Raw genomic sequence first — 13360 nt, forward strand, 5'->3', positions numbered from 1 at the left:
CCCAAGGTTCATCATGCCCGCCAATCCCGCCCTCCGCGATTATCTCCTCACCCGCCGCTCCGTCGGCCAGGCCTTCCTCGCCGAACCCGCGCCGACCGGCGACGAGCTCAATACGCTTCTCACCATCGCGACCCGCGTTCCCGATCACGGCAAGCTTGCCCCGTGGCGTCTCGTCCTGATCTCGGGTGACGCTCGCGCTGCTGCGGGCGAGAAGCTCGCCGAGATCGCCAAGCGCAAGCGCCCGGAACTCGACGAAGCCAGCCTTGATGCCGAGCGCCGCCAGTTCCTGCCGGCTCCGCTTGTCGTTGGCGTCATCTCGACGGCCAAGCCGCACGTAAAGGTCCCCGAATTCGAGCAGTTGCTCTCGGCAGCTAATGTCGCGTTCAACCTCATTCACGGCGCCTATGCGCTTGGCTATGCCGCGACTTGGATCACTCGCTGGTACACGTTCGATAAGGACGCTGCCGCGATGTTGGGCGCGAAGGATGGGGAGCAGTTTGTTGGCTTCGTCCACATCGGCACCCCGACAACCGCCATCGAAGACCGCCCGCGTCCCGATTTGTCGCAAGTCGTCACCGAATGGCGTTAACTTGCCGTCAATGTTAACGGACTGTTAGCCGTAGTAAGGCATTCCTTAACGCAATTTCGGCTCGCACTCAGGCAGTTCATGGGCGTCCAGTCCGTCTCCGTACCGCAAAATGTTGCCTCCGCACTCACTGCGGCAGGCAATCGTACGGGCGTGGATTTCTCTTATTTGCTGCAGACCGCGATTCGAGAAAGCAGCCTCAATCCGAGCGCCAAGGCATCGACCTCTTCGGCCACCGGCCTCTTCCAGTTCCTTGAAAGCACATGGCTTCAAACCATGAAGGAACAGGGCCCGGCGCTCGGCTATGGCCAATATGCCGACCAGATCCAGCGCAGGAGCGACGGCACCTACACCATCGCCGATCCCCAGACCAAAGCTGCAATCCTCAAACTGCGCGAGGATCCGCAAATCTCGGCTGATCTCGCCGCCGCCTTTACGCGACGGAATGGCGAATATTTGAAGAACCAATTCGGCCGCAATCCAAGCGCCGGAGAACTCTATATCGCCCACTTTCTGGGGGCTGAAGGCGCCGAGCGCATGTTTCGCGCCGGCCTCCAGGACCCCGACCAGTTGGCTGTCAATCTCTTCCCCCGCCAGGCCGACGCCAACCAGGCAATCTTCTATAGCAACGGCCAGCCACGGACGATTCGGGAGGTCTATCGCGTCCTCGTTGCCAAGCATGAGAACGGCACCAATGCCGCATTCTCCGCCCAGCAAATGGCCGGCCAATCAACCGCCGCGCCACCGCCACTCCCCGTCGTCCCATCCCGATTCTCGACCGACAACATGTCCTTCACCGGTCTCTTCAAAACTGTCCCCGACGTGCCTGTCGCCCCATCAGAAGCCGGTGGCTCTGCCTTTTTCACCCAGCTTTACGCCCGCTAAGCCCCGTGGATAATTTATGGTGAACGCTTCCTTAAATACTCCGCGATAGTCTTTTCTCCGCTGCGGTGCGGAGAGAGTAATGATCGAGTATAGCGAGTTTGTCCGGCTGTCCCGGTCCCACGATAGCGACGAGCGCGGACACGCTGCACACCTGGCGGCGCTTGCGTTTCTCGACCACGACGGCCCTGCGGACGAGCATGCTGCGCTCTATGCGTCTCTCATCAATTTCCTCGATGACCCATCGGTAAAAGTCCGCGCCGCCTTGGCCTATGGGCTGCTGCATTCAGAGCAGGCGCCACGCCCGATCATGATGGCGCTGCTGCAGGACAGTCCCATCATCTCACGCGCGATTCTTCAGTACTCGCCGATACTTATCGACGCAGATCTGTTCAATGCCATCCGCAAGGGGGACGCTGCAATCTGGCTGTCGGTGGCCCAGCGCGCTCAACTTTCGAGCCGCGTCGCGACACTCCTCATAGAGCGCGACGAGCCAGGTCTTGTCCTCCATATGCTGCGACGGACCGATATTTCACTAGACGCCTCTCTGCTGGTGCGGCTTGCCGCAACCCATGGGGTGGAAGCAAAGGTGCGGGGCGCGCTTCTTGCCCGCCCGGACCTTCCCGGTCCTGCTCGGCTTATTCTTGTGCAGCGCGTTACGGAAGCACTCCGCGAGACCCGACTTGTCGCTGGCGCATTGGCGCCTGAGCGGCTCGAACGCTTACTGCGCAACGGCTCGGACACGGCACTTTCAGCCATTGGCGAAGCGGAAGCCTATCTTCGTAAACGCGAGTTTGTTCAAACACTCGTGGGCTCAAGCCAACTAAATACACGTATTCTGCTGCACGCTTTGGTCACTGGCCACGTGATGTTCTTCGCGTCCTGTATTGCCGAGCTGTCCGGGGCAACACGCGAAAAGGTCTTCACTTTGCTCGAAGGTGGCAGCCGATCTGCCCTGTCCGCTCTGATGCTGCGCGCCGACATTTCGACCGCTCTCGGCAAGGTTCTGGTGCAACTCGTCCTCCATGCCCGCATTGCCGACCTCGCAGACGATACCGCAGCGCGGCATTTTGTGGTCACCGCACTCATCGAAGAGCTCATTGCAGAGTATGACGGCGTCATTCCTGAGGAACTTGAAGAAACTTTTGCTTATCTGAGCGAGCAGAACATCGCTCTGGCGCGCAAGGCGGCACGCGGCGTCATGCGCGTCTTCGCAGCGACGACGCATCTGCCGATGCTCGTCCCACCAAGCGACAATAGCCTGCCTTTGCAGCTACCTGCCGCCTGACCTAAAACTTGAATTGTTCGCTGAGAACGCGCTCTTCCAGGCTCTTTCCCGGATCGAAAAGCAGCGTGACCGCATGAGAGCGATCTTCGCGTACGGTCACTTCCCGCACGTTCTTGATCTCAATATTGTCCGCAACGGCGCTCACCGGACGCTTGTCGGCCTCCCGCAGCACGAAGCGCACGCGGGCCGCGTTACTCAGGATTGCCCCACGCCAACGACGCGGACGGAACGGAGAAATCGGCGTCAGTGCCAACAATGGCGCCTCGATCGGCAGGATCGGCCCATGAGCGGAAAGATTGTAGGCCGTTGAGCCCGCTGGCGTCGACAAAAGGATACCGTCGCAAATCAGCTCATCCAGCCGGACTTCGTCATCCACGGATATCTGGATCTTCGCCGCCTGGTGGGTCGACCTAAACAGCGAAACCTCGTTCAGAGCCAGCGCCGTCCGGGTTTGCCCAGAGGCGTCAAGCACGTCCATCGAGAGAGGATAGATTTTCGTGCGCTGGGCAGATTCGAGCCGCTCGATAATATCGGCCGACGAAAAATCATTCATCATGAAGCCGACAGAACCGAAGTTCATGCCGTAGACAGGCGTGTCCTGTTTCATCGCCAAGTGAAGCGTTTGAAGCATCAAGCCGTCCCCACCTAAGGCGACGACATAATCTGCTTCTTCAAGGCTCACATGGCCCAAAATCTTGCGAAGACTAGCGGCGGCGGCATCGGCCCCGGCCGTTTCGTTGGTCACGACTGATACGCGAGGCTTGGCCAAACCGCTCACATTGACACCTTAAACGGGCCGAGCGTTTTGCTCTGCCAGGTTACCGCCAATGTCGCGGTTAAACTGGTGCCGGCAGCAGGGTTCGAACCCGCGACCCCCTGATTACAAATCAGGTGCTCTACCAACTGAGCTATACCGGCACGCTGCTGGCCGTTTAGCATTGGGGCAGGGGGCTCGCAAGGGATTCCAAGCGCAATTCAGGTCTTCGTTTTGCCCCTAGACGTCTTTCCGTTTTTGTCCACGGGCTGTTCAAGCTTTTTGTCCCCCGACTTTTGGCCGACATCGTTGACGTTGTCGTCCATTTGTTCGCCGTCTTCGGTCTCAAGCGGAGCGGGAGTAGATTTGTCTATGCTCATGAAACGATCCTCCATGAGAAACGCAATCCATCCCACCTACCAAGGTTCCGGCCCCTAACGGGAAGAAAAGCCGAGAGAATTATTTTTCCGCCTCTGATCCATCGTGCGCCAAAGGTTGGGTGTCAGTCCGGCAGAATTGAAGTGGTTTGTCTGACTTTCGGCTCAACGTGCACAAAATTGCCCGAGGTGCCTGAAACCACTGGTTTTGCGGGACTTTTGGCCTTGATGCAGCCTATGTTTCAAACGTAATTACGAGCCTAAAGCCCGGCAAAATCTGTCCAGTTTGGAACGAACGTGACCCACAGCCGCCTGACCCATCTGCAATCGCTGGAAGCGGAGAGCATCGAAATTCTGCGCGAGGTCGCGGCGAGTTTCGAGCGGCCAGTGATGATGTATTCGATCGGCAAGGATTCGAGCGTGCTGCTGCATCTGGCGCGCAAGGCGTTTTATCCGAGCAAGATTCCGTTTCCGCTGCTGCATGTCGATACGACATTCAAGTTCAAGGAAATGATCGCGTTTCGCGAGCAGACGGCGGAAGAGTATGGCTTCGATCTGATCCGGCACACAAACCAGGAAGGCGTGCGCGACGGCATCAACCCGTTCGACCACGGCTCGTCGCGCTACACAGACATCATGAAGACCGTAGCACTGCGCCAGGCGCTGAATGCGGGCAAATATGATGCCGCGATCGGTGGGGCGCGCCGGGACGAGGAGAAATCGCGCGCCAAGGAGCGTGTCTTTTCGCACCGCAATGCCAACCATGCCTGGGACCCGAAGAACCAGCGGCCGGAGCTCTGGCGCACGTTCAATACGCGTCTCAATCCCGGCGAAAGCATGCGCGTATTCCCGATCTCCAATTGGACCGAGCTCGACGTCTGGACCTATATCTACGCTGAGCACATCCCCATCGTACCGCTCTATTTTGCCAAGCCCCGGCCGGTGGTCGAGCGCTCCGGTACCTTGATCATGGTCGACGACGAACGGCTGCCGCTCGAGCCCGGTGAGACGCCGCGCATGGAAACCGTCCGGTTCCGCACACTTGGTTGCTATCCTTTGACCGGAGCGATCCGCTCCGATGCCGCCGACCTTCCATCCATCATCATGGAAATGCAGGCCAGCCGGACCTCCGAGCGCGAAGGCCGGCTGATCGACAGCGATTCCGTCGGTTCGATGGAAAAGAAGAAGCAGGAAGGCTATTTCTGAGATGAGTTTGGCCATGCCCGCACCCACCAACGCACTCGATATCTGGCTTGCCGAGCAGACCGACAAATCTCTGCTTCGCTTTCTCACCTGCGGAAGCGTCGACGACGGTAAATCGACGCTGATTGGTCGCCTGCTCTACGACAGCCAGCTCATCCTCGATGACCAATTGACGAGCCTCAAGAAGGAAAGCCATAACCGCACGGTGGGCGACGAGGGCATCGACTTTTCGCTGCTGGTCGACGGGCTGGCGGCTGAGCGGGAGCAGGGCATTACCATCGACGTTGCCTATCGGTTTTTCTCGACCGACAAGCGCAAGTTCATCGTTGCCGATACGCCGGGCCATGAGCAGTACACGCGCAACATGGCGACGGGCGCTTCCAATGCGGATCTGGCTCTGTTGCTCGTTGATGCACGTAAGGGGCTGCTGACCCAAACCCGGCGCCACAGTTTTATTCTTTCGCTTGTCGGCGTGAAGCATGTGGTCTTGGTCGTGAACAAGATCGACTTGGTCGGATACGATCAGTCCGTCTTTGATAAAATCGAGGCCGACTACCGGGAGTTCGCCCGGGATCTAGGTTTTCAGACGCTTGCGGCGGTGCCGGTTTCGGCGCTGCGTGGCGACAATATTTTGACGAAAAGCGAGCGGATGCCGTGGTTTACCGGCCAGCCGCTCGTGCCTTATCTCGAAACCATCGAGGTGGCGCAGGACAAAGCGGATCAGCCGTTCCGCTTCCCGGTGCAGTGGGTAAACCGGCCGAACCTCGATTTCCGCGGGTTCTCGGGGACCGTCGCTGCAGGCTCGGTCAAGGTGGGCGACGACGTGCTTGTCGCCGCCTCGCGCAAGCCGGCCAAGATCGCCGACATTGTCACCATGGACGGGTCGCTGACGAGCGCTGCAGCGGGACAAGCGGTGACCTTGGTGCTGGATCGGGAAATCGACGTCTCGCGCGGAGATGCGCTATCCCATCCCGGGACGACGCCGGAATTCTCCAATCAGTTTCAGGCCAAGCTCGTTTGGATGAATGACGAACCCGCCTATCAGGGACGGTCCTATCTACTTAAAATCGGTGCCCAAACGGTACCCGCGACCATAACCGACATAAAATTCCGCACCAATGTGAACACGCTGGAGCACGTGGCCGCGAATAAGCTTGAGCTCAATGAAGTCGGCACGGTGACGATCGCGACCGACCGGGCGATCGCGTTTGATGCCTACGCCGACAATCCGTTGACCGGCGGCTTTATCCTCATTGACCGGCTTTCCAATGCCACGCTCTCGGCGGGAACGATCGAGTTTGGTCTTCGGCGGGCGCAAAACCTGACCTACCAAGCCTTTGACGTGAACCGCGGCGTGCGCGGCACGATGAAGGGGCAGGAGCCGCAAATCGTCTGGTTCACCGGGCTATCCGGATCGGGAAAGTCGACCATCGCCAATCTGCTCGAAAAGCGTCTTACAGCCGAAGGGCGGCATTGCTACATTCTCGACGGGGATAATGTCCGTCACGGGCTCAACAAGGACCTTGGCTTTACGGAAGCTGCGCGTGTCGAAAACATTCGCCGCGTTGCCGAGGTCGCCAAGCTGATGGCCGATGCCGGGCTGATCGTCCTCGTGTCGTTCATCTCACCGTTCGAGAAGGAACGCCAACTCGCTCGCGAGATCGCTGGCGATATCCGGTTCACCGAGGTTTTTGTCAGCACGCCGCTTGAAGTGGCCGAGGCGCGCGATCCCAAGGGGCTCTATGCGAAGGCAAGGCGCGGCGAGATCAAGAATTTCACCGGCATCGACAGTCCGTTCGAAGCACCGCGCAATCCTGATCTGACCTTGGACGCCGGAGCCGAAGAGCCAGTGGTCTTGGCCGACCGGCTGCATGACTGGCTGAAAATCTAGGCTGCCGGACCGATCCTTTCGGAGTTCGGCAGCGGGGCAAAATCGAGCTGATCGATGTCATTGAGGGTTTTCATAAGAAGGCCCCGGAAGACCGGCTCGGTTTCGTCGCGGTGGGCGATGATCTTCGGCAGGCCATTGATCTCGCCGACTAGGGAATTGCCGATCGCTTGGTCGAATTCTGCGCGCATCAGTTCCAGCGCCCTGGCGCCGGGTCCGACGATCAGGATATGCGAGGGATCGTAGATCGCCATCATACGGCTGATGCCGTAGCCGACAGCGCGGCCAGCGACGTTGAAGGCGTGCTTGGCCGCGCGATCTCCGGCTTCGGCCCGCTGCATCAGCATTTCATATTGTTGTGCCGGGACGGCGGCGGCAGGCGGCGCGGTTTCGGGCACCGAGAAAGCTGTGCGCAGCACGGCATAATCTGCGGCATAGGCCTCGATGCAGCCGCGCATGCCGCAACGGCAGAGCGCGCCATTCGGCAGGTGATTCATGTGCCCGAATTCAGTCGCCCCTTCATCGCCGCGCCCCATGATCTGGCCACGAAAAGTGACGCCCATGGCAACGGTCGAGCCGATAAACACCGTGGCGACGCTGGCATCATGCAAAGTTGGATCGAGCCAGCGTGCGCCTTCGGCAAGCAAGACGCCGCGCTTATGAAGCGTAACCGGCAGGTTGCGTTTTTCGGAGAGCTCGGACACGAACGACGTGCCGGCAAGCCGCGGGATGGGAGACCATCGCAGACCCTGCCCATCGCGCTGCAGGATACCCTGGACCGAGATGGCGACCCGGCGCAAAGATAGGGCAGCCTGGGGCGTACGGATCAACAGTGCCGTGAGGCGTTCGGACAGGAAGTCGGTCGGTTTCTGATACGCAAAAGTGTCTGGAGTCAGCGAGGTTTCGATGCGGTCGACGAGGACGCCGCCATAATCGATAAGCGACAGCCGCGCGCGATTGACGTCGATTTCGAAAAGCGCGAGATGCGCGGCATCGCGGGCGAAGTGCACGAGTGTCGCTGGACGTCCGCGGCTGCGGCCATCCACACGATCGGCGGCGACCTCGCTGACGAGACCCTGCACCAGAAGATCGGACATGATCGCGGTCATACTTGCGTGGCTGAGACCAGTGAGGCTTGCGAGGGCCGTGCGCGATTGCGCACCCTGCATGCGCAGCGCGCTTAAAACCAGTCCACGGTTTTGCCGACGGACGCTGTCACTATCGCTGACGGTTCTCGTCAAGCAGTTGTCTCCCTCACTCCGTCTTTAGACACCAAAGCCCAGCGATAGACGCAACCTCGATTTTTTTCACGGCCCGAATTTGACGTTGACACGCCAAGTTTTGCCATGCGACGTCGTTTTTCGGGCAACAAAAGAGCCTTGCCGCACCGACGGCCCGAGGGATTCAGCAGGTCGAGATGCGCTACTGGCCTGATGCCCAAGGAAGGACTTGGATGAACAAGCAGTTCGCGGTGGTCTTGCTGGCTTCTGCTGCGCTTTCAAGCCCTGCCTGGGCTGAGGACGGCGTGGTTATCGGCGTTTCCTGGAATAATTTCCAGGAAGAGCGCTGGAAGACCGACGAGGCTGCGATCAAGACGGCACTCGAAGAGGCTGGCGCCACCTATATCGCGGCAGACGCTCAGTCCTCAGCGTCCAAGCAATTGACCGACATCGAGAGCCTGATTAGCCAGGGAGTCGATGCGATCATAGTGTTGGCCCAAGATAGCGAAGCGATCGGGCCTGCGGTTGCCGCCGCTGTCGCAGAAGGCATTCCGGTCGTCGGCTATGACCGGCTGATCGAAAACCCTGACGCGTTTTATCTGACTTTCGACAACAAGGAAGTCGGCCGCATGCAGGCTCGCGGCGTGTTCGAGCTAAAGCCTGAGGGCAATTACGTCTTCATCAAAGGCAATCCGACCGACCCCAACGCTGACTTTCTGTTTCAAGGTCAAATGGAAGTCCTGCAACCGGCGATCGATGCCGGGGCGATCCGAAATGTCGGTGAAGCCTATACCGACAACTGGAACCCCGAATATGCCCAGTCGAACATGGAGCAATTTCTGACCGCCAATAATAACGAGGTCGACGCCGTCGTCGCATCTAACGATGGCACTGCGGGCGGGGCAATTGCGGCGCTGGCAGCCCAAGGTCTTGCGGGATCAGTGCCGGTTTCAGGTCAGGATGGCGATCATGCCGCGCTCAATCGCATCGCGCTGGGGACGCAAACGGTTTCGGTGTGGAAAGATTCTCGCGAACTGGGCAAGAAAGCTGCGGAGATCGCGATCGAACTCGGCTCGGGGACGCCGCTTGATGCCGTACCGGGTGCGATAAAGTTTTCCGATGGCCCCAAAGGCGTCGAGATGAACGCTGTGTTGCTGACGCCGGTGCCGATCACGCGGGACAACCTCGGGCTTGCCATCGATGCAGGCTGGGTCACCAAGACGCTGGTTTGCCAGGGCGTCGCGCCCGGCGCTGTTGCCGCATGTAACTGAGGCGAGAACCAGTTAGAATGATCGCCTTGATAGTTTTTCGCGCGCGCCGGCGACATGGGTTTGACGCGCAGCGATCCGGAGACCTGAATGGCTGACCAAGACGCCATTTTCACGCCAGCTCATCCCAGCAGCTTTGCGCAAAAACCCCTGCAGCGATTCCTGATCGCCACCGAGGTCGATACGCGTCTGCTCGGCATGATCGGGGCGCTGGCGATCATCTGGATCGGGTTCAATGTCTTTTCGGGCGGGCTGTTTCTGACGCCCCGAAACCTCTGGAATCTGTCGGTTCAAACGGCCTCCGTTGCGGTGATCGTCACCGGAATGGTGCTGGTCATCGTCACCCGCAATATCGATCTTTCCGTGGGCTCCATTCTTGGCGTCGTCGGGATGGTCATGGGCGTGATGCAGACGCAGTTCCTGCCGGTTCAGCTTGGCTTGGGCCTTGGCCATCCACTGATCTGGATCCTGTCGGTCCTGGGCGGTTTGGTCGTCGGCGTCGGGATTGGTGCGCTGCAGGGTGCCATCATTGCCTATCTGCGCGTGCCGGCATTCATCGTCACTCTTGGCGGCTACATGGTGTGGCGTGGCGCGGCCTGGTGGGTCACCATGGGCCGCACCGTTGCGCCACTTGACCCAACTTTCCAGTTGATGGGCGGTGGACCCGCTGGCTCGATCGGGGCAACCTGGAGCTGGGTCATCGGCGTCGTCGCCTGTGTCGCCATTATCGCGGCGATCTATTTCGACAGGAAGCAGCGGCAGAGGTTCAATTTTCCCCAGCGACCGCTCTGGGCCGAAGCGACGATCGCGATCTTTGGATGCGGCACGACGATCGCGGCTGTGTGGATCGCCAATGCCTATCCCTGGCCGGTACGGATCGCCGAAAATTATGCCGCCGCCAATGGCCTTGCAGTGCCGGAAGGCGGTCTCTTTATTTCTCACGGCATTGCAGTGCCGGTGCTCATCGCGGTGGGCGTCGGTGTGGCGATGACGTTCCTCAGCCGACGCACGCGTTTTGGCCGCTACGTCTATGCCATGGGCGGAAATCCCGAGGCGGCTGAGCTGGCCGGGATCAATACCCGTTGGGTCACGGTCAAGATATTCATGCTGATGGGCGGGCTTTGTGCCATCGCCGCAGCAATTTCGAGCGCGCGCCTCAATGCTGCGACCAATGCCCTCGGCACGCTCGACGAACTCTATGTCATCGCCGCAGCCGTCATCGGCGGCTCATCGCTAGCTGGCGGCGTGGGCACCATCGCCGGCGCCATGCTTGGTGCGGTGGTGATGCAATCTCTTCAATCCGGCATGGTGCTGATGGGGCTCGATAGCCCGCTGCAATCCATTGTGGTCGGCGTCGTCCTGGTCTTCGCGGTCTGGCTCGACACGCTCTACCGTCGGAATAAGCGCTAGGAGCGCAGACTATGCTGGATAAAAGCGCACCCCTGGTCGAGATGACGGATATCTCGATCGCCTTCGGCGGCATCAAGGCCGTTGACCATGCGTCCATTACCCTCCATCGCGGCGAGGTCGTCGGCCTCTTGGGCCACAATGGTGCGGGCAAATCGACGCTGATCAAGATCCTTGCCGGCGCCTATAAGCGTGACGGCGGTGAGATCCGGATCAATGGCGAACCCGCCAGCATCAACAACCCCCGCGATGCCAAGGCCTATGGGATCGAGACGGTCTACCAGCAGTTGGCGGTGGCCGATAATGTCGATGCTGCAGCCAATCTGTTTTTGGGCCGCGAGATGGTCACGTCGCTCGGGACGCTCGACGACGCCGCAATGGAATCGCGCGCTCGGGAAGTCATGGGCCGGCTTAACCCCAACTTTCAGCGGTTCAAGGAGCCGGTCCGGGCGCTTTCTGGTGGGCAACGCCAATCGGTAGCGATCGCACGCGCCATCCTTTTCAATGCGCGCATTCTCGTCATGGACGAACCCACGGCCTCGCTCGGCCCGCAGGAAACGGCTCAGGTTGGCGATCTCATCAAGCAACTCAAGGCTGATGGCATCGGGATCTTTCTCATCAGCCACGATATCCATGACGTCTTCGATCTGGCGGACCGGGTCGTTGTCATGAAAAACGGTCAGGTGGTTGGCGAGGCGCGCACCAGTGATGTCACCAAGGACGAAGTGCTGGGGATGATTATCATGGGTACTGTACCGCCTGGTGCGCGGCTAGGGCCCGGAGCCATCCGCGGCTGATCGCGTTGCCTCGCGAGGATCGGCATTGAGGGCAGGGGGACGGGATGGAATATAAGGGCTTGCGCGGCGCCGCCTTGGCGCGGGTTATGCCGCGCCATGCGCCATTCTATTTTGGCCTCGCGATTGGCGCCATCGGCTTGGCGATATCGCTGCTGTTCTTTCCAAAATACGCGGTAAGCGTTGGCGCCAATTGCTTCTTCGCGGCCTATCTGGTGCTGACGCTGATCAAGTTACCGCATTTGACTGCAACTTACCTGCAGAAGCACGCGCGAGACGAGGATACGCCTGGATTTGGCCTCCTTCTTATTGTCCTCATCGTTATCCTCGCCTCAGTCGTTTCGCTCTTCCTTGCGTTGAATCAGGACGGCGGCCCTGAGGCGGCCGAGATCGTCGCCAGCGTGGGATCAGTGGTTCTTGGCTGGTTCATCGTGCAGGTGATGGGGGCCCTCCACTACGCCTATGAATATTATCAGGCGCCAGATACCGAGAATGGCTCAGACATCGAGGGCGGGCTTCAGTTTCCCGGTGACGAAAAGCCTGATGGCATCGCCTTTCTCTATTTCTCTTTTACGGTCGGGACTTCGGTCGCAACATCGGACACCAAGGTCACGACCAATGAAATGCGCAAACGGGTGATGACTCATCTGGTGTTCGCGCACTTCTATAACACCGTGCTGCTGGCGGCTGCCGTCAACGTCATGCTGGGCTCGGGCGGGGGCTGAACCCATGAAGAGTCCGTTTGCCAATTCCATGAGAAAAAAAGTCGGATAGCGACAATACTGTTGCATCGACCCGACAGGTCAAATAGGTACTGCGACGAAGGCCGCGTGGCGGAGTGGTTACGCAGCGGATTGCAAATCCGTGCACTCCGGTTCGATTCCGGACGCGGCCTCCATTATCCAAACATGTTCAGAACTGCTCCGAAACGCTTGACCGCGTTCGGCTTCAGCTTGCTAGTTCGCTGGCGGGTGGATATTCACGTCCGGCATATGACACTATGGGCAAGTGCCAATGGACGACTACCGAAGCGCCAGGATGGCAATGATCGACAGCCAGCTCCGCGCGAGTGGCGTGATGGATCGTGGTATCCTTTCGGCTATGGCCGAACTGCCGCGCGAGTTGTTCGTCGCCGAACATCGTCGGCCAGTCGCTTATGTCGATGACGTCCAGCCACTGGCGCATGGCCGCTTCCTGTTGTCCCCCTCGCAATTCGCGCGCATCGCGCAGCTTGCCAAGATCGCTCCGACCGACCGCGTGCTCGATGTCGGCACGGCGAGCGGATATTCCGCAGCCATCCTCGCGCGTCAGGCGCGCGAGGTGATTGCAGCCGAGCATGTCGAGCAATTGGGCCAATTGGCGCAAAAACATCTTGAGGCGCTGGGCGTCAGCAATGTTTCCGTGGTGTCTACCGACGATGCACTCGCCACGTCCGGCGCGTTTGACGTCATCATTGTCGAAGGCGCTCTCGATGCAGAGCCCGGCGACCTGCTCAAACTCCTTGCCCCGAATGGTCGCCTTGTCGCTCCAATCCTGAAGCGCGGTGTTGCTGTCGTTGGCACTTATTCGAGAGGCGACAGAGGCGTAATGTTTACGTCAGCCTTCGATGCGACAATGCCGCGCCTGCGGAATGACGTCGTCGACGACGAATTCAGGTTCTAGCGCGCCCGATGTTGCGAATCCGCCACGTCGG

Annotated in this window: 13 protein-coding genes and 2 tRNA genes; 11 read left to right on the plus strand and 4 right to left on the minus strand. The window is 59.6% G+C overall.

Going from position 1 to position 13360, the window contains the following annotated elements; all coding sequences use genetic code 11:
* Nucleotides 1-13: 13 nt before the first annotated feature.
* From ASE94_RS09265 to ASE94_RS09275, 3 genes are all read left to right on the plus strand, one after another.
* Complete coding sequence (locus ASE94_RS09265) at nt 14-589, plus strand: nitroreductase (protein ID WP_061907405.1); 576 nt, start codon at nt 14-16, stop codon at nt 587-589.
* A 78-nt stretch (nt 590-667) separates the two neighbouring features.
* The gene (locus ASE94_RS09270) at nt 668-1471 is read left to right on the plus strand and encodes a transglycosylase SLT domain-containing protein (RefSeq protein WP_062630178.1); all 804 of its coding nucleotides are present in this window, start codon (nt 668-670) and stop codon (nt 1469-1471) included.
* Nucleotides 1472-1550: 79 nt separating this feature from the next.
* Nucleotides 1551-2756, plus strand: a complete 1206-nt coding sequence (locus tag ASE94_RS09275) for a DUF2336 domain-containing protein (protein ID WP_062630179.1) — start codon at nt 1551-1553, stop codon at nt 2754-2756.
* A gap of 1 nt (nt 2757) precedes the next feature.
* Here the strand turns inward: ASE94_RS09275 and ASE94_RS09280 are convergent, their stop codons facing one another.
* The 3 genes from ASE94_RS09280 to ASE94_RS09290 all read right to left on the minus strand — a co-directional run bounded on the left by ASE94_RS09280 (nt 2758) and on the right by ASE94_RS09290 (nt 3890).
* On the minus strand, nt 2758-3534 hold the full coding sequence (locus ASE94_RS09280; protein ID WP_348270963.1) for an NAD kinase: 777 nt from the start codon (nt 3532-3534) through the stop codon (nt 2758-2760).
* Nucleotides 3535-3598: 64 nt separating this feature from the next.
* Nucleotides 3599-3674 (minus strand) — tRNA-Thr (locus ASE94_RS09285).
* Nucleotides 3675-3731: 57 nt separating this feature from the next.
* A complete protein-coding gene (locus tag ASE94_RS09290; RefSeq protein ID WP_156352088.1) occupies nt 3732-3890 on the minus strand; it encodes a hypothetical protein in 159 nt (52 codons plus the stop codon).
* Nucleotides 3891-4184: 294 nt separating this feature from the next.
* Here ASE94_RS09290 and cysD point away from each other — a divergent pair, with 294 nt between their 5' ends.
* Together cysD and cysN are read left to right on the plus strand one after the other, a co-directional pair.
* Nucleotides 4185-5093, plus strand: a complete 909-nt coding sequence (gene cysD, locus ASE94_RS09295; RefSeq protein ID WP_062630182.1) for a sulfate adenylyltransferase subunit CysD — start codon at nt 4185-4187, stop codon at nt 5091-5093.
* A 13-nt stretch (nt 5094-5106) separates the two neighbouring features.
* Entirely contained in the window at nt 5107-6981 is a 1875-nt protein-coding gene (gene cysN / locus ASE94_RS09300) for a sulfate adenylyltransferase subunit CysN (protein ID WP_062630447.1), read from the plus strand.
* Here the strand turns inward: cysN and ASE94_RS09305 are convergent.
* Nucleotides 6978-8219, minus strand: coding sequence for an ROK family transcriptional regulator (locus tag ASE94_RS09305; RefSeq protein ID WP_156352090.1), 1242 nt, complete (start codon nt 8217-8219; stop codon nt 6978-6980). The two genes, cysN and ASE94_RS09305, sit on opposite strands and share 4 nt — an antisense overlap.
* Nucleotides 8220-8431: 212 nt before the next feature.
* Here ASE94_RS09305 and xylF point away from each other — a divergent pair, with 212 nt between their 5' ends.
* From xylF to ASE94_RS09335, 6 genes are all read left to right on the plus strand, one after another.
* Nucleotides 8432-9469, plus strand: coding sequence for a D-xylose ABC transporter substrate-binding protein (gene xylF, locus ASE94_RS09310; RefSeq protein ID WP_061907410.1), 1038 nt, complete (start codon nt 8432-8434; stop codon nt 9467-9469).
* An 87-nt stretch (nt 9470-9556) separates the two neighbouring features.
* Complete coding sequence (locus ASE94_RS09315) at nt 9557-10876, plus strand: sugar ABC transporter permease (protein WP_062630184.1); 1320 nt, start codon at nt 9557-9559, stop codon at nt 10874-10876.
* A gap of 11 nt (nt 10877-10887) precedes the next feature.
* Nucleotides 10888-11670: an ATP-binding cassette domain-containing protein gene (locus ASE94_RS09320; protein ID WP_062630185.1), complete on the plus strand. Its 783-nt coding sequence runs from the start codon at nt 10888-10890 to the stop codon at nt 11668-11670.
* 44 nt (nt 11671-11714) lie between these two features.
* Nucleotides 11715-12392: a DUF1345 domain-containing protein gene (locus ASE94_RS09325; protein ID WP_062630186.1), complete on the plus strand. Its 678-nt coding sequence runs from the start codon at nt 11715-11717 to the stop codon at nt 12390-12392.
* A 99-nt stretch (nt 12393-12491) separates the two neighbouring features.
* Nucleotides 12492-12565 (plus strand) — tRNA-Cys (locus ASE94_RS09330).
* A gap of 140 nt (nt 12566-12705) precedes the next feature.
* Nucleotides 12706-13329 (plus strand): protein-L-isoaspartate O-methyltransferase, encoded by a 624-nt coding sequence (locus tag ASE94_RS09335; protein ID WP_162236075.1) that lies wholly within the window; start codon nt 12706-12708, stop codon nt 13327-13329.
* The last annotated feature ends 31 nt before the right edge of the window (nt 13330-13360 follow it).

Source organism: Devosia sp. Leaf64 (assembly GCF_001421945.1).
Lineage (GTDB): Bacteria > Pseudomonadota > Alphaproteobacteria > Rhizobiales > Devosiaceae > Devosia.

What these genes read in the sequence shown, in the direction of transcription:
- ASE94_RS09265 (WP_061907405.1), top strand. Translation starts at nt 14, where the DNA reads ATGCCCGCCAATCCCGCCCTCCGCGATTATCTCCTCACCCGCCGCTCC.
- ASE94_RS09270 (WP_062630178.1), top strand. Translation starts at nt 668, where the DNA reads ATGGGCGTCCAGTCCGTCTCCGTACCGCAAAATGTTGCCTCCGCACTC.
- ASE94_RS09275 (WP_062630179.1), top strand. Translation starts at nt 1,551, where the DNA reads ATGATCGAGTATAGCGAGTTTGTCCGGCTGTCCCGGTCCCACGATAGC.
- ASE94_RS09290 (WP_156352088.1), bottom strand. Translation starts at nt 3,890, where the DNA reads ATGAGCATAGACAAATCTACTCCCGCTCCGCTTGAGACCGAAGACGGC.
- cysN (WP_062630447.1), top strand. Translation starts at nt 5,107, where the DNA reads ATGCCCGCACCCACCAACGCACTCGATATCTGGCTTGCCGAGCAGACC.
- xylF (WP_061907410.1), top strand. Translation starts at nt 8,432, where the DNA reads ATGAACAAGCAGTTCGCGGTGGTCTTGCTGGCTTCTGCTGCGCTTTCA.
- ASE94_RS09315 (WP_062630184.1), top strand. Translation starts at nt 9,557, where the DNA reads ATGGCTGACCAAGACGCCATTTTCACGCCAGCTCATCCCAGCAGCTTT.
- ASE94_RS09320 (WP_062630185.1), top strand. Translation starts at nt 10,888, where the DNA reads ATGCTGGATAAAAGCGCACCCCTGGTCGAGATGACGGATATCTCGATC.
- ASE94_RS09325 (WP_062630186.1), top strand. Translation starts at nt 11,715, where the DNA reads ATGGAATATAAGGGCTTGCGCGGCGCCGCCTTGGCGCGGGTTATGCCG.
- ASE94_RS09335 (WP_162236075.1), top strand. Translation starts at nt 12,706, where the DNA reads ATGGCAATGATCGACAGCCAGCTCCGCGCGAGTGGCGTGATGGATCGT.